Annotated in this window: 22 protein-coding genes; 5 read left to right on the top strand and 17 right to left on the bottom strand. The window is 45.5% G+C overall.

Annotated elements, in window-relative coordinates; genetic code table 11:
• From H2O73_RS15330 to fabB, 4 genes are all read right to left on the bottom strand, one after another.
• The coding region (locus H2O73_RS15330; RefSeq protein ID WP_281364236.1) for a FimV/HubP family polar landmark protein at positions 1-2,635 on the bottom strand (2,635 nt) is incomplete at its 3' end.
• 197 nt (positions 2,636-2,832) lie between these two features.
• On the bottom strand, positions 2,833-3,846 hold the full coding sequence (locus tag H2O73_RS15325; protein ID WP_182109741.1) for an aspartate-semialdehyde dehydrogenase: 1,014 nt from the start codon (positions 3,844-3,846) through the stop codon (positions 2,833-2,835).
• Entirely contained in the window at positions 3,843-4,976 is a 1,134-nt protein-coding gene (locus H2O73_RS15320; RefSeq protein ID WP_182109740.1) for a 4-phosphoerythronate dehydrogenase, read from the bottom strand. The genes H2O73_RS15325 and H2O73_RS15320 overlap by 4 nt, the downstream gene beginning before the upstream one ends.
• Positions 4,977-5,347: 371 nt before the next feature.
• Positions 5,348-6,559, bottom strand: a complete 1,212-nt coding sequence (gene fabB / locus H2O73_RS15315) for a beta-ketoacyl-ACP synthase I (RefSeq protein WP_182109739.1) — start codon at positions 6,557-6,559, stop codon at positions 5,348-5,350.
• 128 nt (positions 6,560-6,687) lie between these two features.
• Here fabB and mnmC point away from each other — a divergent pair, with 128 nt between their 5' ends.
• Positions 6,688-8,697 carry a bifunctional tRNA (5-methylaminomethyl-2-thiouridine)(34)-methyltransferase MnmC2/FAD-dependent 5-carboxymethylaminomethyl-2-thiouridine(34) oxidoreductase MnmC1 gene (gene mnmC / locus H2O73_RS15310; RefSeq protein ID WP_182109738.1) on the top strand — a complete coding sequence of 670 codons (2,010 nt, stop codon included), beginning with the start codon at positions 6,688-6,690 and terminating at the stop codon, positions 8,695-8,697.
• A 66-nt stretch (positions 8,698-8,763) separates the two neighbouring features.
• Here mnmC and H2O73_RS15305 read toward each other — a convergent pair whose 3' ends face one another.
• Together H2O73_RS15305 and H2O73_RS15300 are read right to left on the bottom strand one after the other, a co-directional pair.
• Complete coding sequence (locus H2O73_RS15305) at positions 8,764-9,288, bottom strand: NADPH-dependent FMN reductase (protein ID WP_182109737.1); 525 nt, start codon at positions 9,286-9,288, stop codon at positions 8,764-8,766.
• A 100-nt stretch (positions 9,289-9,388) separates the two neighbouring features.
• On the bottom strand, positions 9,389-9,652 hold the full coding sequence (locus H2O73_RS15300; RefSeq protein ID WP_182109736.1) for a YfcL family protein: 264 nt from the start codon (positions 9,650-9,652) through the stop codon (positions 9,389-9,391).
• 190 nt (positions 9,653-9,842) lie between these two features.
• Between H2O73_RS15300 and H2O73_RS15295 the strand changes: the two genes are divergently transcribed.
• Complete coding sequence (locus H2O73_RS15295; RefSeq protein ID WP_246335944.1) at positions 9,843-11,957, top strand: LruC domain-containing protein; 2,115 nt, start codon at positions 9,843-9,845, stop codon at positions 11,955-11,957.
• An 18-nt stretch (positions 11,958-11,975) separates the two neighbouring features.
• Positions 11,976-12,431, top strand: a complete 456-nt coding sequence (locus H2O73_RS15290) for a hypothetical protein (RefSeq protein WP_182109748.1) — start codon at positions 11,976-11,978, stop codon at positions 12,429-12,431.
• 97 nt (positions 12,432-12,528) lie between these two features.
• Here H2O73_RS15290 and H2O73_RS15285 read toward each other — a convergent pair whose 3' ends face one another.
• Positions 12,529-13,059 carry an elongation factor P hydroxylase gene (locus tag H2O73_RS15285; protein WP_182109734.1) on the bottom strand — a complete coding sequence of 177 codons (531 nt, stop codon included), beginning with the start codon at positions 13,057-13,059 and terminating at the stop codon, positions 12,529-12,531.
• Between the two features lie 236 nt (positions 13,060-13,295).
• Here H2O73_RS15285 and H2O73_RS15280 point away from each other — a divergent pair, with 236 nt between their 5' ends.
• Positions 13,296-13,919: a trimeric intracellular cation channel family protein gene (locus tag H2O73_RS15280; protein WP_182109733.1), complete on the top strand. Its 624-nt coding sequence runs from the start codon at positions 13,296-13,298 to the stop codon at positions 13,917-13,919.
• 90 nt (positions 13,920-14,009) lie between these two features.
• On the opposite strand, the gene aroC is transcribed toward H2O73_RS15280, so the two are convergent.
• The gene (gene aroC, locus H2O73_RS15275) at positions 14,010-15,095 is read right to left on the bottom strand and encodes a chorismate synthase (protein WP_182109732.1); all 1,086 of its coding nucleotides are present in this window, start codon (positions 15,093-15,095) and stop codon (positions 14,010-14,012) included.
• A gap of 182 nt (positions 15,096-15,277) precedes the next feature.
• Complete coding sequence (gene prmB / locus H2O73_RS15270) at positions 15,278-16,210, bottom strand: 50S ribosomal protein L3 N(5)-glutamine methyltransferase (RefSeq protein ID WP_182109731.1); 933 nt, start codon at positions 16,208-16,210, stop codon at positions 15,278-15,280.
• 72 nt (positions 16,211-16,282) lie between these two features.
• Here prmB and smrB point away from each other — a divergent pair, with 72 nt between their 5' ends.
• On the top strand, positions 16,283-16,813 hold the full coding sequence (gene smrB, locus H2O73_RS15265; RefSeq protein ID WP_182109730.1) for an endonuclease SmrB: 531 nt from the start codon (positions 16,283-16,285) through the stop codon (positions 16,811-16,813).
• A gap of 16 nt (positions 16,814-16,829) precedes the next feature.
• On the opposite strand, the gene flhB is transcribed toward smrB, so the two are convergent.
• The 8 genes from flhB to fliL form a co-directional block, all read right to left on the bottom strand.
• Positions 16,830-17,960, bottom strand: a complete 1,131-nt coding sequence (gene flhB / locus H2O73_RS15260) for a flagellar biosynthesis protein FlhB (protein ID WP_182109729.1) — start codon at positions 17,958-17,960, stop codon at positions 16,830-16,832.
• Positions 17,961-17,980: 20 nt separating this feature from the next.
• A complete protein-coding gene (fliR, locus tag H2O73_RS15255; protein WP_182109728.1) occupies positions 17,981-18,763 on the bottom strand; it encodes a flagellar biosynthetic protein FliR in 783 nt (260 codons plus the stop codon).
• Positions 18,764-18,771: 8 nt separating this feature from the next.
• On the bottom strand, positions 18,772-19,041 hold the full coding sequence (gene fliQ / locus H2O73_RS15250) for a flagellar biosynthesis protein FliQ (RefSeq protein WP_182109727.1): 270 nt from the start codon (positions 19,039-19,041) through the stop codon (positions 18,772-18,774).
• 12 nt (positions 19,042-19,053) lie between these two features.
• Entirely contained in the window at positions 19,054-19,878 is an 825-nt protein-coding gene (gene fliP, locus H2O73_RS15245) for a flagellar type III secretion system pore protein FliP (RefSeq protein ID WP_438696074.1), read from the bottom strand.
• 70 nt (positions 19,879-19,948) lie between these two features.
• Complete coding sequence (gene fliO, locus H2O73_RS15240; protein WP_182109725.1) at positions 19,949-20,338, bottom strand: flagellar biosynthetic protein FliO; 390 nt, start codon at positions 20,336-20,338, stop codon at positions 19,949-19,951.
• A 3-nt stretch (positions 20,339-20,341) separates the two neighbouring features.
• Positions 20,342-20,752, bottom strand: coding sequence for a flagellar motor switch protein FliN (gene fliN, locus H2O73_RS15235; RefSeq protein WP_182109724.1), 411 nt, complete (start codon positions 20,750-20,752; stop codon positions 20,342-20,344).
• Positions 20,753-20,775: 23 nt separating this feature from the next.
• Positions 20,776-21,825: a flagellar motor switch protein FliM gene (gene fliM, locus H2O73_RS15230; RefSeq protein WP_182109723.1), complete on the bottom strand. Its 1,050-nt coding sequence runs from the start codon at positions 21,823-21,825 to the stop codon at positions 20,776-20,778.
• Between the two features lie 8 nt (positions 21,826-21,833).
• Positions 21,834-22,331, bottom strand: coding sequence for a flagellar basal body-associated protein FliL (fliL, locus tag H2O73_RS15225; protein WP_182109722.1), 498 nt, complete (start codon positions 22,329-22,331; stop codon positions 21,834-21,836).
• Positions 22,332-22,362 lie beyond the last annotated feature (31 nt).

The following is a 22,362-nucleotide window of genomic DNA, read 5'->3' as shown; positions in this document are numbered from 1 at the left end:
CTGGCTCTGGCTCTGGCTCTGGCTCTGGCTCTGGCTCTGGCTCTGGCTCTGGCTCTGGCTCTGGCAAAGATTGTTGCGCTTCTTCAAGCGGTTGAGCAATGTCAGTTTCTTTTGGCTCATCAGCGAGCTGATCAAAGTTGAACTCGCCTAATAGTGGGTCTTCTTCCGGCGCCACGCTCAGCATATCGTCAACGAAGTCTTCACTTGAAAACGCACGGTTTTCTTCAGCTTTAGGTTCTTCTACCTGTGGCTCTTCTTGTGCTGATGGCTCTAATAACGACTCTTCGGCTTGGTGTTGCTCCTGTTCTTCACTTTCATCAAGTAAAAGACTATCCAAATCGAGAGAATTCTCTGTCAATTCACTTTCTTGACCGTCATTTAGCTCGAAATCATCAGCGCTGGCGCTACTCTTTTCAATTTCCAGTAGCTCTTCAAATAAATCCGTAGCTTCATCACCAAATTCAGAATCTTCTTCGCTTGAATCTTCAGCGAACAAGTCATCAAGAAGATCGGTGCTATCCGCATCATAAGTGGTCGTTGCTTGCTTCTCTTCCAGCTCTTCTTCGTCTAACAATTCGTCCAACATCGAGATTGAATCAAGATCAAAATCATCATCTGATTCGTCTTCTTCATCCCAATTACCTAATGGAGATGCTTGTTTTGGTGCGTTTTCATCAAGTTCCTCATCACCATCAAGCAGTTCATCCAACATCGCCGTTGAATCGTCAGTCAACTTAGTCAACGACTCATCATCGCTGTCATCTAACCACTCATCTAACAGGTCAACGTCATCATCTGAGCTTAAGTCAAAGTCATCGTCGCTAGCATCAAGCAATTCATCTAAGAGCGGTTGTTTAACGGTTGATTTGTCGGCGTCGACAGAAGGCTCAAACATTTCATCAAATAACGCTGAACTTTCGTCTTCGAGCTTATCTAATGGCGACTGAGCTTGGTTTGACTGAGACGATTGTTCTAGCTGGTCAAGGTTTGCTTGTGCTTCCACTTGAGCAAATAGATCGTCAATCTCGCTGTCAGAGGCAATGTTTAGAGACTCAAGCGATTGGCTATCTTCGCTTTCTAAATCGAACTCGTCATTTGACTCATCAAGTAAATTGTCAAAATTTAATTCACCATCATCTTCACTTGTCTCGCTGAGCAGTTCATCAAGCATCGCCTGATCAAAACTGTCGCTAGCATTGTCATCGCCCAACGCAGAACTAAATAGATCATCTAATTCCGCTTGATTGACCGCGCCATCAGAAAGGTCAAAGTCATTCTCTTCGGATTCGTCTTCGATGATAACGTCATTAAGCGCACGCTCCATCTCTTCCAGACCTAACGCTTTCTCATCAGCACCGACACTTATGCCGTTAGTGCTAATCCCCGGCGGGGAAATCGACTCGTCTAGAACGCCATCTTCTCCAATCGCTGCAAACGGATCATCTTCCGTTTCACTCTCTAGGTTGAAGTCTAGAGCACCATCATCAAGATCCGCGAAAACATCTGGCTCATCACTTTCAGCGTCATTTTGTTCGATATCATCAGAGAACAATAGATCGTCATCACTAGATTCACCGAACAAGTCATCATCTAGGTCCAGTTCATCTTCAACATCATCATCAAGCGTGTCACCCACGATTGGCGTAACGGGTGTATTCGCTGTTGTATTTTGCAGTGACATATCCGCCGCGGATTGTTCTGCTTCTGATTTTTTACGACCGATAAGAAGAGTAACTATCAATCCAATAAGCAGCGCAGGAATCACCGCTAAGCCTGCAACCAACCATCCATTGGACAAAATGTTGTCCATCATGCTTGGTGCATTGCGTTGCTCCTCCGCTAAACGAAGACGCTCCGCCTCAAGTAGTTTTTCAACTTCTGAGCGAATTCGGCTTTCATCACCCAACTCTTGCTTAAGACCATCAACCTCAGTTTGCACTTCCGCCAACATCAGGCGAAGGCGATGATTTTTCTCTTCGAGAGCGGTCATCTCAGATTCTGAGCTTTCTAGTTGCTTCTCAAGGTTATCGACAACCTGCGGTTTAGGGGGTGGGGCAAGAGGTTTCGCCGTTTCAGTTAGCGTATGCTCTTGTTTTAACGTCGGCTTGACCGTATTGCTTGGCTGAGGTTTCGTCTCTACAACCGCAGGTTTAGGTGTTGATGGCTTCGCTGCCGGCGTTTGACTAGTATTCGTTGCTACGCTCGCTCCATCTAAGCGAGCTTGATGTAGATCCATAATGCGTACTGCTTCTTCATTAGAAACACTACGGGCCTGGGCTAAAGAAGGGATTCGAAGAGTACTGCCAGGAAGCAAAGTATGGATATTCTGATTTTCAAAAGCTTGCGGATTAAGTTGATAAATCGCTAACAAGGTCTGTTGAACTGAGACTTGATTTGAAGGGCGCAGGCGAGAGGCGACCGCCCACAACGTCTCTTGCCCTGATGTTGGGCCATAAAAACGTGATGGCTCACTGGCAACAGAAGTTCGACGTGTAATTTGTTCAGAAAATTGAGGTGAAGATTGAATCTCACCATTCGGCCCCGTGAGGCGAATACTCTCTGCACTTACAATGGTAGTCTGAGTCACGGCTACCAATGCAATAGGCATTAGCAGACGTTGAAGAAATCGACGCATATAAGGCTCAGCTCGGTGCTCATAATAAAAAATCAGTGATCTGTTAAATATATCGGATCATAAGGGCAAAACTATAGCCGGAGAGCCAAAAAATGTGTGGCTAGCTTAATAATCGCATTAATCTCACACATTTTTTTCAAAATCGACTAAAAAAGCCCCGCATGAAGCGAGGCTTGACACATTACATTTGTTTGAACTTAGTAGTAATCGCGGATCAGCACTTCTGCAATTTGCACTGCATTGGTCGCTGCACCTTTACGCACGTTATCTGCCACAACCCAAAGGTTGATACCACTATGATGGCTAATATCATTGCGAATACGACCGACCATAACGTGGTCTTTGCCGCCAGAATCGCGAACTTGCGTTGGGAAATCTTCACCATGGAAAACTTCTACGCCTTCCGTATTTTCCAGCAACTGAATCACTTCCTGAGCGTCAATTGGTGCGCGCGTTTCAACGTGCACAGCTTCTGCGTGACCGTAGAATACAGGAACGCGAACACAAGTCGGATTTACTGTAATTGATGGGTCATTGAAGATTTTTTGCGTTTCCCACACCATCTTCATCTCTTCTTTGGTGTAGCCGTTTTCCATCATCTGATCGATCTGTGGAATACAGTTAAACGCGATTTGCTGTGAAAACTGTTCGTTTTCTGCAGGGATACCATTAAGCAATTTCGCCGTTTGGCCAGCAAGCTCATTAATACCAGCTTTACCCGCACCTGATACTGACTGATAAGTCGAAACGTTAATACGCTCAATACCAACTGCATCATGAATTGGCTTCAATGCCACCAACATTTGAATGGTTGAACAATTCGGGTTAGCAATGATGTTACGGTTACGAAACTCTGCAATCGCCTCAGGGTTAACTTCTGGCACGACTAGTGGGATGTCGTATTCATAACGGAAGTGTGAGGTATTATCAATAACGATAACGCCTTCATCAGCAGCGATCGGTGCCCATTTAGCAGAAAGGTCACCACCAGCAGAAAACAGTGCAATATGAGCTTGAGACCAATCAAACTCTTCCACGTTTTGTACTTGGATTGTTTTGCCATTAAAGCGGTAAGTTTTACCTTCGCTGCGTTCGCTTGCTAACAGGTATATTTCGCCTACTGGGAACTTACGCTCTTGTAACACTTCAAGAATAGTTTCACCGACAGCACCCGTCGCACCTAGTACGGCCACATTATATTGTTGGCTCATTCACTTACCTCAATTTGAAAACCTAATTTCGCTAATGGCTCTAAGTTACACTCATTATTGCCGACTAACGTTACTGCACCGTATTCGCGGCGATCCCAATACTCTTTACGCATTTGATCAAATGCATCTGGTTTGGCAATCTCACGTCGAAACAACGCATCGTCTTTACGCACATCATAGATGATCTGAGTAAGATTGTGCAGCGTCGCTTCATCCCAAGCATGTTGAAGGGTCGCTTTGGGTACAGGCGCAATAGGCAATAGATCAGCCGCTGACGCCGTCAATGGCAGTTTTAAGAACTCACAGTAGCTATTGAATATCATCGTTGTACCGCGCGCTTTACCTTCTAAACCATAGCCTGCGACATGCGGGGTCGCGAATGCTAGCAGAGGAAGAAGGTCCATATCAACATCTGGCTCAAATTCAAATACATCTAAAGCTGCGGCAAAGCCGTCTTGCTGCTGTAAACGTTGTTTTAATGCTTGATTATCAACCACTGGTCCACGCGCTGCGTTGATCAGTATTTGATCGGCGCGCAGTGAATCTAACACGGTTTGGTCAATCATATGATGCGTTGCGTACTCACCATCGCGAGTTATCGGGGTGTGTAGCGAAATGATATCCGCTTGTTCAAGCAAGGTTTCTAGCGGAGTAAACTCTCGCGTATCACCACTGGCTTGTTTTGGTGGATCATTAATAAGTACATTGATGCCAATGCCTTCTAAACACTGCTGTAGGTAACTGCCGACTTGACCAGCCCCGACAATGCCGACTGTCTTATCAAATACAGAGAAGCCTTGTTGTTGCGCCAACACCATCATCACGCTAAAGACATATTCAGCAACACCCACTTTATTACAACCAGGGGCGGCAGTGAAAAAGATGCCACGCTCGCGCAACAACGCTTGATCTACGTGGTCCATACCAGCGGTCGCCGTACCTACAAATTTAAGCTTATTCGCTTTAGCAATCAGTTCTGCGTTCACTTTAGTGACCGAGCGAATCATCAGCGCATCAACATCAACCAAGTCGTCTGCGGTCAATGTGCGACCAGGTTTTAAAATTACTTCACCAAGTTGGTTAAACAACTCGTCAGCGTAGGGCATGTTTTCATCAATTAGAATTTTCATTGTACTTCGTATTCTTATGCGGTTTAGAGGATTGTGCAGAATTCACCAAGTAGTGTCGAGCACTGTTGCCACTCTGGCAAGCTCTATTATGGACTCTTTATAGAATTCAATCAGGTACCCACTTCGCAAAATATTTTTGCAAAACAGACTGAATTGGATGGTTTATGCTCAGTTAGATTCAAAACTGAAATTAAGGGATTGCAGACAATAAAAAACCGGCCTCATATTGAGGCCGGTAAGATCCAGAACAAAAGGATTTGACCCGCTCTCCATGGGCCAAATTTTGCGTCTGTTCGACCATTGCCAATTAGGCGGTGGTCAAGCTCTGGAAACTGGGCTGTCAGCTAAAAAGTTTTAACCGACGAATTCAGTTAACCTTGGTATTTCTTAATCACTAGTGTGGCGTTTGTGCCACCGAAGCCGAAGCTATTTGACATCACTGTCGTTAGCTCTGCTTCACGCATTTCTGTAACGATGTCTAAACCGTCAGCAGCTTCATCTAGTGTTTCAACGTTAATGCTTGGTGCAATAAAGTTGTTATGTAACATAAGCGTTGAGTAGATAGCTTCGTGTACACCAGCCGCACCTAGCGCATGACCTGTCATCGCTTTAGTTGCAGAAATCGCAGGGCTATTACCCGCAAACACTTCTTGAATCGCGCCTAGCTCTTTCACGTCACCCACTGGCGTTGATGTACCGTGAGTATTCACATAGTCAACACCGTCTACTTCTTGCATTGCCATCTTCATACAACGCACCGCACCTTCGCCTGATGGAGCAACCATGTCGTAGCCATCAGAAGTCGCGCCGTAACCTACGATCTCACCGTAAATTTTAGCGCCACGTGCTAGAGCGTGTTCTAGCTCTTCGATAACCATCATGCCGCCACCACCAGAGATAACGAAACCATCACGGTCTGCATCGTAAGTGCGTGAAGCTTTTTCTGGTGAATCATTGTACTTAGTTGACAGCGCGCCCATCGCATCGAACATCATCGTTAATGTCCAATCAAGCTCTTCACCACCACCAGCAAATACGATGTCTTGCTTACCAAGCTGGATAAGTTCCATTGCGTGACCGATACAGTGCGCAGAAGTCGCACATGCTGAACTCATTGAGTAGTTCACGCCACGGATTTTAAACGGTGTAGCTAGACACGCTGAAACCGTTGAAGACATAGTACGTGGCACCATGTAAGGACCAATACGCTTCACGCCTTTCTCGCGCAGGATATCCACTGCCGCAGCTTGGTTTAGTGACGAAGCACCACCCGAACCTGCCACAATACCTGTTCTTTCATTTGAAACTTGGTCATCGCTTAGACCAGAGTCTTCAATTGCTTGCTGCATTGATAGGTATGCATACGCAGCCGCATCACCCATAAAGCGCATCTGCTTACGGTCAATGTGCTCTGCCGGGTTGATTTTTAGATCACCCCAAACTTGAGAGCGCAGACCCTGCTCTTTAAACTGCTCAGAGGCAGTGATACCAGATTTACCCGCTTTAAGAGACACTAAAACTTCTTCGACGTTGTTACCGATACTTGAAACAATACCCATACCGGTGATTACGACTCGTTTCATTATGACATTCCTGTAATTCAAAATACCGCTAGATAATAACTAAGTTAAACCACAAAAGTGGTCAGCTTTCCCCGAAAACCGTACAATCAGCACAACTTTACTGTCAATAATCACAAATATTAGACAATATGACTGCGATAACCAATGCACAACTAGGCTGGAATGAGGTGGGAACGCCCGTTTCAGACCAATTCGATGACGTCTACTTTTCTAACGTAAATGGTTTAGAAGAGACTCGCTACGTCTTCCTTACCCAAAATCATCTACCGCAAAGATGGCAGCAATATGACCAACGCCGTTTTGTGATTGCCGAAACCGGATTTGGCACTGGGTTAAACTTTCTGGCGGTATGGCAATGGTTTGAGCAATTTAAACAGCAAAATCCCGATGCCATACTGCAAGAATTACATTTTATCAGTTTTGAAAAGTATCCGCTAAGCCCAAGTGATTTAATTAAAGCCCATCAATCATGGCCAGAACTCGCCAAGTACGCGGAACAGCTACAACGTCATTACCCGATTGCAGTACCTGAATGTCACCGAATTGTGCTGGCGGATGGCACTATCACCCTCGATTTGTGGTTTGGTGATATCAAAGACTGTATGCCTTTAGTGCCAGTACCCGAACAGGGCGTGGTCGATGCCTGGTTCCTCGATGGTTTTGCACCAAGCAAAAACCCAGAAATGTGGAACCAAAACTTGTTCGATGGCATGGCAAAGCTAGCCAAACAAGATTGTAGTTGCGCCACCTTCACGGCCGCCGGTTTTGTGCGTCGAGGCTTGATTGATGCTGGCTTTGATATGAAAAAGGTCAAAGGCTTCGGTACCAAAAGGGAAATGATTGCTGGTCGCCTGTTAGAGCGCAAAGCAACAAGCAACATCAAACCTTGGTTCCATCGCGCACAAAGTGATGCTCACCAACACATTGCGATCATCGGTGGTGGCATTGCCAGTGCGACTCTGGCGAATACTTTAGTTCGTCGTGGTCAAAAAGTGACCCTGTATTGCCAAGATGAAAAAGCAGCGATGCGCGCTTCAGGCAACCGCCAAGGTGCAGTCTACCCGTTGTTGAATGGCGAACATCAGGGCGTTTCTCGTCTCTTCGCCCCAGCTTTTCTGTTTGCTCGTCAATTTGTTGACCAAGCCGCAGAGCAATTCCCGTTTGATCACGATTGGTGTGGCGTCACGCAATTAAAATGGGATGAAAAATCTGCGAGTAAATTGGACAAAATGCTGGGTGGTCACTTTGACCCACAACTGATCCATCCCCTTGATGCCGCACAAACTAGCCAAACAATTGGTTTGCCAATTGATATGGGCAGCGTTCATTACCCACTTGGTGGTTGGTTATGCCCAGCAGAGTTAACACAAGGTTTGATCGAACAGTTAAGCCTTGATGCAAAGTTTGAGGCTAAGTTTGCTCATAAAGTGGACGAACTGGTTCAAGTCAAAGCAGGTTGGCAATTACAAGCCAATGGCGAAATATTCCAGCATGACTGTGTGGTGCTTGCTAACGGCAATGAGTTTGCCTCTTTCACCCAAAGCAAGGACATTCCACTTGGGCAAGTAAAGGGACAAGTGAGCCATATTCCAACCACACCATCACTGACTCAGCTAAAAACCGTGTTGTGCTATGACGGTTATATGACCCCTGTCAATCCACACAACCAACACCACTGTATTGGTGCCAGCTACGACCGCAGCCAGTTGAACTATGAGTTTGATCCTATTGCGCAGCAAGATAACGCGGACAAACTGCGTCATTGTGTGCCCAACCAATCATGGGCAAATGAGGTCGATACGTCGAGCAATCAATCTCGCCAAGGTATTCGCTGTGTCAGCCGTGATCACCTGCCATTTGTTGGCAACGTGGGCAACTTTGAGCAGGTTAAATCGGTTTATGCTCATTTGGCTGACAGCTCTCAAGAGGTCGAACAAACACCGCACTCCCCGAACCTGTATTGTTTGCTTGGTTTAGGCTCTCGTGGTTTAAGTTCCGCACCATTAATGGCTGAAGTGTTAGCATCACAAATCTGTGGTGACCCGCTACCGCTGCCGGTAGATTTGCTCGAGCAAATTGACCCAAGCCGCATGTGGGTACGAAAGCTAAGAAAAGGCAAAGCCATTACGGAATTGTAATGCGCACTAAAAACTCTAAAACCTCCCAATCGGGAGGTTTTTTTTCTATCTAGTCAACAGATAAAATTAAGACAATGATTCAATGACTTGTTTAAGTTGTTCAGCCAACTCTGCCTCCTTAAATAGCCCTGTTGCCAAGTCAAAATTTTCATAAAAACTCGGAATCGAGAGTGAAGATTTCAGTTGAGCACCAAAAAACGTGGCTGAACCAATAGCCATTGCTAACACGTTGCCTGCTCCCCCAGGACCTGGAGATGTAGAGAGGTAAACAGCAGGTTTATTTTGATAAACTTCCCGCTCTATACGTGAAGACCAATCAAATAGATTTTTATACGCAGCGGTATAACTGCCATTGTGTTCGGCAAATGAAATAATCAAAGCATCGGCTTGTGCGATTTCAGCTAAAAAGGCTTTTGCCCCTTCCGCTTGACCGATCTCTTTCTCGGTGTCTTCACTAAAAATGGGCACTGAATAGGCATTAAGGTCGAGAACTTTAACCTCAGCACCTTGCACAAGGTGAGCGGCATAACTGGCGAGTATTTTATTGATAGAAGTAGAGCTAGTTGACGCTCCAAAAGCAACGATGAGCATTGTGGTTGTTCCTTACTTTTTTTGACCCTACTACCTAGCATAGAAAGAGAGTCAAAAAGCAACAACCACAAATGTATTCGGGCAGATCGACAACGGGGAATTAGGCGTTATTCACTAACTCTAGCCATAAATCATTGACGATGGTTCTGTCTGCTGGATTTAACTCAGAGCGAGCCTGATCCAAGCTTGCGATGATACGCTGCTTAAATGCCTCTACATCACCAATCCCCTCTTCCTCACAAGCGGCTGCAGAAAGAGAAATATGCCCACGAAGGTAACCTCCAGCAAAAAGTTCATCATCTGACGCTGTTGCAATTCGTTGATCAATCAGCTCTAACAACTTCTCTTCAAATTCAATAATCATATGGTGTGTAATCAACTCAGTTTGATTCTCAAAAAAGGAGGCTGAAGCTTCTCACATTGAGAAAATTAACGCAAACCCCTGTTATTGCAAGGGCTCACAATCTGGCACATCCTATGCAACTCCCCTCACAAGCACGGTTTCACTAAGAGGGATAACTATGACAACGACTTCGCCAAAACGTCATTTAGCAATGGCAACAGCACTATTAGGCTTTTCATTCTCAGCCAATGCCGCCATTCCATTTGCTTCATGTCCAAGCCAAGCTTTTTTGTTCCAAAATCCATCGGGAACACCGATTGCTTATGGTATCAGTCTAGATGTCGGCAGTTATTCCACATTAAGTTGGAGAGTGGGTGATGGTAAAATTAATGGCGTCGGTTTCAATGCCGAAGATGATTACATCTATGGCTGGGATTACGCGGCTAGCAGCCTAACCCGTATTGGCTCTGATCTGATCTCCAACCCTCTGACCATTGCGAACATTGACATTGCGCCAAGTTCTTTTTACGTCGGTGATGTCTCGACGACAGAAAACGCTTGGTATGGTTATCGTATTAACAGCGGTTTCTTCAAGGTCGATTTAGACACCCTATCTATGAGTAAAATCGCCAACTCAGCCACTGTGGGAAACATCCGAATTTTGGATATGGCTTTTCATCCTGATGAAGGAGTGATCTACAGTGTCGATAACACGGGTTATCTCTACAAAATCGATCCAACGACTGGGGTAAGCACCAGGTATAATCAAGTGATCAGCAGTACATCTGTCGGTCATAGCCTAGCTTTCGGTGCACAATATTTTGATGTTGATGGCAACTTGTATCTTAGCAACAACGGTAATGGCTACATCTACAAAGTGTCTATTGATGAGTCTGATTCAACCTCTGACTTTTTTGCTTACGGTCCTTCAAGTAATTCCAATGACGGTGCTCGCTGTGCATTTGCGGCTGTTGACCCCTCCGATAATACTGACTTTGGTGACGCACCGGACACCTACGGCACTCTATACGATTCATTAGGAGCCCGTCATGGTATCTCTGGGTTGAAATTAGGTGAGCATATCGATGGTGAAAGTGAAGCGTACGCTTTCCCGCTTTCTGATGACGCCTCAGAACCAACAAATGATGAAGATGGTGTGCAATTCCCCGTACCGTTAGAAATAGGTCAAACAAGTTTCATTTACGTCAATGTTGAAGGCTCTGATGGTGAAGGGGTATTGAGCGCATGGATTGACTGGGACCAAGATGGGGAGTTCAACGATGACGAAATCATTCTAAACAGTGAAACCGTTGATGATGGACAAAACCAACTCAATATCAACATTCCAAGCTGGGCGCTAGCGGGAGATACATGGGCGCGTTTTCGTTTAAGTACTACTTATGATGTGGGTCCTAAAGGTGGGGTGAGCACAGGTGAAGTGGAAGATTACCTTGTCTCCATTACCGACCAAGGGGTCTCAATTGAGCAGTATCCTACCGGGTCAGCTTACACAACCTTTGCCTATGAAGACCAATATCCAAAAGTAGGCGACTATGACATGAACGACGTATTGATGAACGTCAAGTACACCGAATACAGTCTAAATGATGAAGTAATCCAACTGAAAATTGAAGGGCAAATTGCCGCGCTCGGTGGGACTTATCACTCAGGCTTTGCCATTCGCCTACCCGGTGTCAGCCCAAGCAACATCAAGTCAGATTCGATCAAACTTACCATCAATAACCAAGAACAGCTTGTTGACGTTTTAGAGGCCGACACCACTGATGCCATATTCATTATCCATGAAGATTTATGGTCTATAACCGAAGCGGGTGAAGAAGAAGAAGGTTGTACCATGTTCCGCACTGAGTTGGGCTGTGGTACCAATCATCGACCAACTTGGAGCTTAATCGTGCCAATGGACACGGCAGTATCTGCAGCCGCAATGCCTAACTTCCCATATGACCCCTTTATTTTTGCCACTCCTGGCTATTACCACGGCGAAATTGGTCTTGAAGTCGCTGGCGGACACCCAGGTAGAGGGTTAGAGGTCCACCTTAAGAACAAATCACCCACTAGCAAGTTTAATTACAGCTATGTCGGAAGGGGTCAAGATGCAACGAATGTAGGTGCTGCAACCTACTTCCATACGAACAATGGCTTACCTTGGGCAATTGAAATACCACTTGATTGGCAGCATCCAACAGAGACAACCAGCATTCTCGATGCCTACCCTGCTTTTGCAGACTTCTCGCAAGATGTCACTGGGCAAAGTAACCCTGACTGGTATGTCACCCCTAGCATCAACAAAGCTTATCAAGATTAAAGGAGCATGATCATGACAATGAAACAGGCAATAATCCAAAAACTCTTGGTACTTTTGGCGTCATCATTAACCTTATTTGGCTGCGGTGGCGGAGGTGGTGGTGGCGGAGGAAGCACAAACTCCGCGCCAGCGGCAAAAATGTCAGTGCAAGATTTAAACATTAGCGCGGAAAACAGCTTAGAGTCCGTTTACCAAGTCAATATTGATGTCGATATCTCTGCTCGATCAACCGCTAAAGCGTATATATCCGTATGTGATAACGCTGATGCCCAAGGGGATTTATCACAACTCGACTTTGATGAATGTTTACTCAAAGGAAGCTTAGACGAAGGACGGGGGGAATTTGAGCTGCGAGTCCCTAATCACACTGAAGAGTTGATTGCCGTAATATGGATTATGGAAAATGACCAAGATCCTTTGGTCTATACCTTGTCTCACAACAATCAAAAAGAGCGCTATTGGCTAATCAATTAGCATAGTTATTAGCATAGTTAAATGAAAGTCAAATATGGCTAATGATGATGAATGACAGCTTCACTTGCTGTCATTCATTAGCAGACCAACAAGCACATCACTTAACGACAAAATCGGTTGGCTCTAATGGTGGAGTGTTGTAGAAACAACGCATTGCTTGCGATAACATTTGTACTCGTAGAGGTAACCCCTGCTGCAAAATACTCATCACTTCTGTGTGTACCTTGCTCATGAATGCCACTCGGTCAGGCTCAAAGTCACCGTTTAGATTGTCGCAGCTAACCGTGAAAGGAAAGCCCGCGCTCACCGCTAAAATCCACTCATACGCTTGTGGGCGTATTTCAACTTTTTCAAACTCGGCTTGAACTTGCGCGGTGCGACCATCAGGCTCATACCAGTAGCCAAAATCTTCCAATAATCGACGTTCTGGTCCAGCAACACACCAATGTGCTATTTCATGCAGGGCTGATGCGTAAAAACCACGTGCAAAAATAATACGGTGATAATCGTGGTTGGCATCCGCTGGCAGATAAATTGGCTCATCGCCGCCAAGTTCCAATTTAGTATTGAAGCTTTGATAAAAAGTATCATTAAAGATTGTTATTAAATCGAGATAGTCGTGAGTCATAATCGCTTATAGGTAAAATCGGTGCCAGCGCAGGCATTCTCGCACTTTTCATTACGATTGCAACACCCTACTTTTATTAGTGACATTAGAATTAATTATCTGAAAAACGTTTTCGCAACCAACAAAACTCATTCGTCTTTCCCCAATACAACCACTACACTCACCGCTTTGCTGTATAAGATAGGGTAATTGCATTTACCTTGTCTGTTTCTCTCGTTTTGAATTGAGTAATCGTTATGCTATTGAGTGTGTTATACATTATCGGTATCACTGCAGAAGCGATGACAGGCGCACTCAGTGCAGGTCGTCGTAAAATGGATTGGTTTGGCGTCATGCTAGTCGCGAGTGCAACCGCGATAGGCGGTGGTACTGTGCGTGATATTTTACTTGGCCACTATCCATTAGGTTGGGTTAAAAACCCTGAATTTCTCGCGATTACTTGTATAGCTGGCGTGCTCACCACCGGTTTAGCAAAATGGGTGATCAAATTTAAAGGTCTCTTCATTCGACTGGATGCGCTTGGCTTAATTGTCTTTAGTATTATCGGCACCAAGATTGCGATTGGTATGGGGCTACACCCGGGCATTTGCATGGTTTCCGCTTTGGTTACTGGTGTGTTTGGGGGTCTACTGCGTGATTTGATTTGTCGTCAAACACCATTAGTGTTGCATGAGGAGCTCTATGCCTCAGTATCATTAGTGGCTTCCGGTTTATACCTAGCCTTGCTTGAGTTTGGCATTGATGATGTAACGGCAACAATCGCAACCTTGATTGTCGGCTACCTAATGCGCATGGCAGCCGTTCGCTTTAAATGGCGTTTACCTTCATTCCACTTGGAAACCGATGGTCCATTACATTAATTGGGTTGCATCAGCATTAAACACAAAAAAAGCCAATCTTAAGATTGGCTTTTTTACATCATGATCATTGTTCGCTGGACTGTCGCAGATTTAAATCTGGGGCGTTTCCGTTTGTACGCCGTGGTTTTGACCACGATGACGCAACAAATGGTCTATCACGATAATTGCCAACATCGCTTCAGCAATTGGCACTGCACGAATACCGACGCAAGGATCATGGCGACCTTTGGTAATAAGCTCGGTTGGCTGACCTTGCCTATCAATCGTTTCACCAGGTACGGTGATACTTGAGGTTGGCTTTAAGGCAATATTGGCCACAATATCTTGCCCAGTAGAGATACCGCCAAGAATACCACCAGCATGATTACTGCCAAATCCTTGAGGTGATAGCGCATCACGATGCTGGCTGCCTTTCTGCTTTACCACATCAAAGCCATCACCAATTTCAACACCTTTCACCGCATTAATGCTCATTAATGCATGGGCGATATCGGCATCTAAACGGTCAAATACCGGTTCACCCAGACCCACAGGTACATTCGTTGCCACCACTTGGATCTTCGCGCCAATCGAGTCACCTTGCTTTTTCAAGTCACGGATCAGTTGATCAAATGCATCCACTTTACTGGCGTCAGGGCTGAAGAATGGATTATTTTCAATCTCGTTCCAATCAACTGTCTCAATAGCCACATCCCCCATCTGAGCTAAATAAGCGCGAATCTCAACGCCAAACTCTTGTTTAAGGTACTGCTTTGCAATTGAGCCTGCTGCAACTCGCATTGCCGTTTCACGGGCAGATGAGCGACCACCGCCACGGTAATCTCGCACACCGTACTTTTGGTGGTAAGTGTAATCAGCATGACCAGGACGGAATTTGTCTTTGATCTCAGAATAATCTTTTGAACGTTGGTCGGTATTTTCGATCAATAAACCAATGGACGTGCCTGTCGTTTTACCTTCAAAAACTCCCGACAGGATTTTAACCTGATCCGGTTCACGACGCGCTGTGGTATAGCGAGACGTGCCAGGGCGACGACGGTCAAGATCAACTTGAATGATCTCTTCTGAAATTTCCAACCCCGGAGGACAGCCATCTACGATACATCCCAGTGCGATACCGTGACTTTCTCCGAATGTTGTCACTCGAAAGTGTTGTCCGATACTATTTCCTGCCATTGCTTCCCCAATTTTATCGCTGTAAATGACCTGCTTACAGCGTTCCTTCCAATTATTCGTATTTTCATAGTCGCCTTATTACGATTTGATGTAAACCCCCAAATCACAACAAATTTGACTTTCTCATAACGAAAAACGCCATGCATAAGCATGGCGTTTGAATACGGTTTGTCGGTTAAATCTTAATCGATATACAGTTTGAAATCTTCTGCACATTCGACAAGCTGATCACGTGTCAGCATAAATACGCCATGACCGCCGTTCTCAAACTCTAGCCATGTAAATGGAATATGTGGGTATTGCTCCATCATATGCACCATAGAATTACCCACTTCACAGATCAAGATACCTTGCTCTGTTAGGTAATCTGGCGCATTAGCCAAAATACGACGTACCAATTTCAAACCATCACTGCCCGCCGCTAAACCAAGCTCAGGCTCATGGGTAAACTCTTCTGGCAAGCTATTCATGTCTTCCGCATCCACATAAGGAGGGTTAGACACGATGATGTTGTACTTCTCTTTTGCCAAATCACGGAATAGATCAGAACGAATAGGGAAGACTTGCTGCTCCATGCCGTGGTCTTGAATGTTCTGCTCCGCCACTTGCAGTGCGTCAGTAGAAATATCAATCGCATCCACTTCCGCATCAGGGAACGCGTACGCACAAGCAATCGCGATACAACCGCTGCCTGTACATAAGTCCATGATACGTGCAGGCTCTTCAATCAACCATGGTTGGAATTCAGCTTGGATAAGCTCACCGATTGGTGAACGAGGCACAAGAACGCGCTCATCAACAAAAAATTCTAATCCACAGAACCAAGCTTTGTTGGTTAGGTATGACGTTGGAGTACGTTCATTAATACGTTTTACAACGCGCTCAACGATACGCATACGCTCACTTGTGGTTAGGCGTGAGTTAAGAACATGCGGAGGCACATCAATTGGTAGATAAAGGGTTGGCAAGATAAGCTGAACCGCTTCATCCCACGCATTATCTGTACCGTGACCGTAAAACAGATTCGCAGCGTTAAAGCGGCTTACTGTCCAACGAATCATATCTTGAAGCGAATGTAATTCTGATACCGCTTCTTCTACAAAAATCTTATCCAAAATTGTCTCCGAAAAGCGCTACAATACTGCTAATTCAAATTATCGATGCTTAATAACATCAATTTTATACCCATGAGCAAAAAAGACACCAACGCTGATGACGATTTCGCCCTTTTTAAGGACGCAGTACAAGGCGTAAAAAAGTTGCCACAGGATACCATAGTCCAGCAACCAAAAAAAAATACTAAGCAAAAAGAAATCGTACGCAATGCACGAGAAGGCAGCGACGCGGAATTTTATTTCTCTGATGAGTTCGTGCCACTGCTGAGCGACGACGGTCCAACTCGTTACGCACGTGATGATGTTTCCACCTACGAAGTCAAAAGGCTGCGTCGTGGCGTCTACCTGCCGGATGTCTTTTTGGATATGCACGGCATGACTCAGCAAGAAGCCAAACGTGAGCTCGGTGCGATGATTGCTTATTGTGTGAAAAACGAAGTGCATTGCGCTTGCGTGCAGCATGGCATTGGCAAACACATTCTCAAACAGAAAGCCCCACTATGGTTAGCACAACACCCTGACGTAATGGCGTTTCACCAAGCACCGCTCGAGTATGGTGGTAATGGTGCACTGCTGGTGCTGCTGTCTATCCCAGAAAAATAGCCGCTTTGAATCAAACTTACTGGCGAAGATCCGGTGGTATTGGCAGATCCGAGGTTTTCAGATTCGGGCGCTGACCACCGCGTTTACGGAACTGTTTAAGCTGGAATACATATGCCAGTATTTGCGCCACGGCGGTAAACAGCCCATCCGGTATTTGCTGCTCAAGCTCTGTCGAATGATAAAGCGCACGAGCCAGTGGTGGTGCTGGAACGATGTAAATGTCATGTTCTCGGGCAATTTCGCGGATCTTCATCGCCATATGATCAACACCTTTGGCAACCACAATCGGCGCTCGATCTTTTGATTGGTCGTAACGCAGTGCAACCGAGAAGTGCTCCGGGTTGGTGACGATAACATCCGCTTGCGGGACTTCTGCCATCATCCGCCGTTGCGCCGCTTCACGTTGCAACATACGAATGCGCCCTTTCACTTCCGGCTTACCTTCCGTCTCTTTGTATTCGTCTTTAATTTCTTGTTTGGTCATTTTTAACTGATTGGCGTGTTGCCAAATCTGAAATGGAATATCGATGGCGACCACAATCAACAACGAACAACTGATCAATAAAATGAAATTCAGCAGTATGTCGAGCGCATGGAAAATATTTTGCGGGAAAACATCTAAGCTCAATTGAAATAGGTCAGCTTTGGCTGCGTTGATCAAATAAAACGCCATTCCCGAAACGAGGCTCACTTTGAGGATCGATTTAACTAGCTCAACCCAACTCTGCATGCCTACCATACGTTTAAGACCGCTAAGTGGGTTCATTTTTGACAATTTTGGCATTGCCGCTTCAGCAGAAAAACTGATGCCACCCAAACCCGCCGCACCCGCTAATGCCGCTACAAATAACGTGATAAGAATCAGTAGAAGAGGCAATATCAACGCACTTAAAGAGCCAAGCGCGACATCAAACAATTTTGTCTGGTCGAACACTTCCTCACGGGAAAGATCGAAAAAGCGTTCCATAATTCGATACAACGCCTGTGCCAAACCCTCGCCAAACCACATCAAGGCGATAGAACCCACCACTAATACTGAAACTGACGCCAACTCTTTTGACCTTGCAACCTGCCCTTTTTCTCGGGCCTGTTGCAAGCGCTTGGGCGTGGCGTCTTCGGTACGTTCTGCACCATCTGATTCTGACAATTCAGTCTCCTAGCGCGTTACTAACAATCTAAACGAATAAAACGACAAATCTGCTGCTCACCTTGCAGCCATATCAACTCATAATGAGTAAACAAACCACCAAGGATGTACCAACACAACAATAAGCCCACGATCAAAGCGAAAGCAAAACCCAATGAGAAAATATTCAACTGCGGTGCAGCACGGGTCATTACACCAAACGATAGGTTGATGGTCAGCAGCGCAATTATGCCAGAGAGCGACATACTCAAGGCTAACTGGAACATAGTGCCGAGCCATAAAGCCAGTTCACGGAAATCCACTGCGGTCAGTGTGCCTGAACCGATTGGCAACGATTTAAAACTCATTACCACCAACATCAACATTTTTAGATGACCGTCGGTCGCCAAAAAGAACATGGTCGCCAAAAACATAAATAGCTGACCAAGTAGCGGTGTGTTTTGTCCGTTAGCTGGGTCAACCATGGAAGCAAAACCTAAGCTCGACTGCATACCCAGTATTTGACCCAATATAACAAAGGTTTGGATCATAAATTGCGTGACCGTACCCATTGCGACACCAATCACCAGTTGCTCAAGCAGCACCATAAAGCCTTCAAAAGAGAGTAGCTGTATTGTTTGTGGCACTTGAGGGATAGCTGGCATGACGGCAAAGGTGATCGCCAATCCTAGGTATAGCCTGATCTTAGTTGAGACAAAGCGCGCCCCAGTAACTGACATGACCATCAGCATGGCTGAAATTCGCGTGTATGGCCAAAAGTAGTTGGCAATCCACTCTAAAACAACGTTGGCTGGGTATTCCATCGCCTTACCTAGTAGAGCACTTGAGGCAAGCGTTCAATGATTGAGTAAAAGTACTCGGTCATCATTTGCGTCATCATATGCCCAAAGAACATTAACGCGAGTAAGGTCACCACCAAACGGGGTAGAAAGCTCAATGTTTGTTCGTTGATAGAGGTCGCAGCTTGGAAAACAGCCACAACCAAACCAATCAACAAACTTGGGATCACTATGGCGCACACCATGATGAGTACCATCCAAAGTGCATCGCGAAATAGCTCAACAAACATTTCAGGAGTCATATTTTTCTCCCGTCACAAGGCAAAACTGCCAGCTAAGGTGGAGAGTATTAAATTCCACCCATCAACTAGCACGAATAGCATCAGTTTAAATGGCAAAGAGACGATCATTGGCGAGAGCATCATCATACCCATTGCCATCAAGACCGATGCCACCACCAAGTCGATAATCAGAAACGGCAAAAACAGCATAAAACCAATTTGGAATGCCGTTTTAAGCTCTGAGGTAATAAAAGCTGGAATAAGTACAGCCATAGACACATCTTCCGGGTTCTGAGCAGTGGAGCCGGAAATATTGACAAAGGTTTCTAAGTCTTTGACTCGAGTCTGTTTGAGCATGAAGTCTTTCATTGGGATTTGCGCCAAATCGAATGCTTGGCGCGCTGTCACTTGCTCATTAATATAGGGTTGGACTGCGGTTTCGTTAACCTTGGTTAATACCGGTGACATGATAAAAAAGGTTAAGAATATCGCGATACCAATAATCACCTGGTTTGATGGTGTCTGTTGTAGACCCATTGCTTGACGCAAGATTGACATCACCACCACGATTCGCGTGAAAGAGGTCATCAAAATAACCATCGCTGGCAAAAAGCCCAGCATGGTCATCAGCGCTAAGATCTGTAAGTTAACTGAATAGTCTTCCGTACCATCAGTATTAGTCGTAACCGTGAATGCTGGTATACCACCGCCACCGGAACCCATTATAGAGCTGGTCGACAGCGTCTTGGCTGCGCCTTGCTCACGCTCCATTGCCGACACCGTTACCGAATCGGAGGCGACGGAATTATTGACGGGTGTATCTAGCTCTTCGCTCGCATGGGCAAATACCGATACCATCATCAACATCAACGCTAGAAGCAGCGTTGTTATCTGATTCACTATGGTGCGATTCGCCCCTACGTGATTATTATTTGTCATTCTTTTTTAATAGCTGAGTCAGTTGATTTGCAAATGGACTGGCTGCCAGCTCCTCCTGAGACAAAGGTTTATCCAGCTTAGAAATCAATTGAATCGATTGAGGTGTAATGCCAACCAAAAACTGTTCTTCTCCGGCTTGAACAATCACAATTCGTTCACGGGTGCCAACCGCAATTTGTCGCACCACGCTTAACCCTTTTTGATTTGCCATCGTTGGTACTCGCATACGCTTAAGTAACCAGGCCATCAATAAAATTAGGGCTATAACGAACAAAAGCGACCCAAACGTGGTCGCCCAATCAAACTGGCTTGACGGCGCTGAAGGCGCCGCCATTGCCGAAGGAGATAACAGTAGTAGCCAGAGATAATTCGGCTTCATAGGTTACCTAAGCTTCTTAATACGCTCTGTTTGGCTAATTACATCAGTCAAACGAATACCAAACTTGTCGTTGACTACAACCACTTCGCCGTGAGCGATAAGTGTGCCATTAACCAACACATCAAGAGATTCACCCGCCAAACGCTCAAGTTCTACCACCGAACCTTGGTTCAATTGCAGTAGGTTACGAATGCTAATTTGCGAGCGACCCACTTCCATCGAAATGGTTACTGGAATATCTAAAATCGTATCGAGCTTGCGACGTTCATCTTCTGAGATGGGTGCTGACGTGTCTTGCAATTCATCAAGCTGAGCCGCCATCACCTCATCAACGTCAATACTCGGAGCACTTGGGTCTTCACCTAATGCTGCCGCCCATTCGTCGGCTAGTCTTTGGTCGTCACTTGGTTCCATACCTAAATACCTATCTAATCGTTTTAATCTTCAATTTCGCCGTCATCTTGCTCTAACTCGGAAATGACATCTTTACCAAGAAAAGCGATGTCGGTTTTCACCACATCAGGGCGTCTTATTTTTTCAGAAACTTGAACCGCTAATTTCTCACCGGAACGCCCCATTTTCACACGATAAGTTGGCAGTTCTTCAACAAACATAACCGCATGTTTCGGCATCTCAATTGGAATGATGTCGCCAGGTTGTAACTCCATCAAATCTCGCAATGAAATGTCTTTTTCAAGCAAATCAACACGGAAGTTAACTGGCACATCCATGATCTCTTCACGCAGTGCCGAACTCCAACGAACGTCGGTTTCCATTTTGTCCGATTGCACACCCGCATCAAGCAATTCACGGATTGGCTCCACCATCGAATAAGGCATCACCATGTGGAAGTCGCCGCCACCGCCATCAACTTCGATGTGGAATGAACTCACGACAATCACTTCCGTTGGGCTGACAATGTTTGCCATGCTCGGGTTTACTTCTGAGTCGAGGTATTCAAACTCAACCCCCATTACTGGAGACCATGCTTCTTTATAATCTTCAAAAACAATCTTTAGTAGAAGCTGGATGATGCGACGCTCGGTTGGCGTAAATTCACGCCCTTCGATACGCGCATGGAAACGACCATCACCACCAAAGAAGTTCTCTACCAAAATAAACACTAAACGTGCTTCCATGGTGATCAGTGATGTACCCTTCAACGGTCTAAAACGCACCATGTTCAAACTGGTCGGTACATATAACGTGTTTTGGTACTCACCAAACTTCATCATCTGTACGCCGTTAATCGACACTTCGGCAGTTTTGCGCAGCATGTTAAATAAGCTGATACGCATATGACGGGCAAAACGCTCGTTAATAAGCTCGAGCGTTGGCATTCGACCACGAACAATTCGGTCTTGTGAAGAGAAGTCGAAATCTACCGCATCTGTATCACTGACGACCTCATTATCATCGACGTCATCAACATCATCTACGCCATGCAGTAGCGCATCAATTTCGTCTTGGCTTAATAGATCGGTCACACTAATTCCTACTGAATAACAAAATCAGTAAACAGCACACGTTCAATCACTGGCTGTCCTACTGCGCGAGTCAAACTCGCTTTAATATCTTCGGTTGCTTTTTGGCGCAATTCTACACGCCCATTGGCACTACGCAGTTGATCTACCGTTGCGGAAGCAAACGTCGCCAACAGCGAGCTTTCAATCAACGGAGAGTGGTAGCGCGCCAAATTTTCATTGTCGATACCACGAACCATCAACTGCACATTAATTTGCACTAAGCGATCTTTCTTATCACCAGTTACATTAAACAAAAACGGTTGAGGAATATTGACATACGAAACTGGCAGCTCAGCGGCAGCCGCTGAAACCTGTGCTGTCGAATCAGCTTCTGCGCTATCGCTAGAACCCATCAAGAAAAACGCTGCAGCGCCACCGCCAACCAGTAGTACTAATACTGCAACCACTATGATGATCAGTTTCCCTTTGCCCTTTGGGGCTTCATTTGCAATTTCTTCTGCTGCCATATTCTGAGATTCTCTAGCTATTCAATCCGTT

Source organism: Vibrio marinisediminis (genome assembly GCF_014050145.1).
Classification (GTDB): domain Bacteria; phylum Pseudomonadota; class Gammaproteobacteria; order Enterobacterales; family Vibrionaceae; genus Vibrio; species Vibrio marinisediminis.
Note: the sequence above shows the minus strand (reverse complement) of the source record. Positions and strands in the feature narration are given on the sequence as shown.

What these genes read in the sequence shown, in the direction of transcription:
- H2O73_RS15325 (WP_182109741.1), bottom strand. Translation starts at nt 3,846, where the DNA reads ATGAGCCAACAATATAATGTGGCCGTACTAGGTGCGACGGGTGCTGTC.
- H2O73_RS15320 (WP_182109740.1), bottom strand. Translation starts at nt 4,976, where the DNA reads ATGAAAATTCTAATTGATGAAAACATGCCCTACGCTGACGAGTTGTTT.
- fabB (WP_182109739.1), bottom strand. Translation starts at nt 6,559, where the DNA reads ATGAAACGAGTCGTAATCACCGGTATGGGTATTGTTTCAAGTATCGGT.
- mnmC (WP_182109738.1), top strand. Translation starts at nt 6,688, where the DNA reads ATGACTGCGATAACCAATGCACAACTAGGCTGGAATGAGGTGGGAACG.
- H2O73_RS15305 (WP_182109737.1), bottom strand. Translation starts at nt 9,288, where the DNA reads ATGCTCATCGTTGCTTTTGGAGCGTCAACTAGCTCTACTTCTATCAAT.
- H2O73_RS15300 (WP_182109736.1), bottom strand. Translation starts at nt 9,652, where the DNA reads ATGATTATTGAATTTGAAGAGAAGTTGTTAGAGCTGATTGATCAACGA.
- H2O73_RS15295 (WP_246335944.1), top strand. Translation starts at nt 9,843, where the DNA reads ATGGCAACAGCACTATTAGGCTTTTCATTCTCAGCCAATGCCGCCATT.
- H2O73_RS15290 (WP_182109748.1), top strand. Translation starts at nt 11,976, where the DNA reads ATGAAACAGGCAATAATCCAAAAACTCTTGGTACTTTTGGCGTCATCA.
- H2O73_RS15285 (WP_182109734.1), bottom strand. Translation starts at nt 13,059, where the DNA reads ATGACTCACGACTATCTCGATTTAATAACAATCTTTAATGATACTTTT.
- H2O73_RS15280 (WP_182109733.1), top strand. Translation starts at nt 13,296, where the DNA reads ATGCTATTGAGTGTGTTATACATTATCGGTATCACTGCAGAAGCGATG.
- aroC (WP_182109732.1), bottom strand. Translation starts at nt 15,095, where the DNA reads ATGGCAGGAAATAGTATCGGACAACACTTTCGAGTGACAACATTCGGA.
- smrB (WP_182109730.1), top strand. Translation starts at nt 16,283, where the DNA reads ATGAGCAAAAAAGACACCAACGCTGATGACGATTTCGCCCTTTTTAAG.
- fliR (WP_182109728.1), bottom strand. Translation starts at nt 18,763, where the DNA reads ATGGAATACCCAGCCAACGTTGTTTTAGAGTGGATTGCCAACTACTTT.
- fliQ (WP_182109727.1), bottom strand. Translation starts at nt 19,041, where the DNA reads ATGACTCCTGAAATGTTTGTTGAGCTATTTCGCGATGCACTTTGGATG.
- fliP (WP_438696074.1), bottom strand. Translation starts at nt 19,878, where the DNA reads ATGGTATCGGTATTTGCCCATGCGAGCGAAGAGCTAGATACACCCGTC.
- fliO (WP_182109725.1), bottom strand. Translation starts at nt 20,338, where the DNA reads ATGAAGCCGAATTATCTCTGGCTACTACTGTTATCTCCTTCGGCAATG.
- fliN (WP_182109724.1), bottom strand. Translation starts at nt 20,752, where the DNA reads ATGGAACCAAGTGACGACCAAAGACTAGCCGACGAATGGGCGGCAGCA.
- fliL (WP_182109722.1), bottom strand. Translation starts at nt 22,331, where the DNA reads ATGGCAGCAGAAGAAATTGCAAATGAAGCCCCAAAGGGCAAAGGGAAA.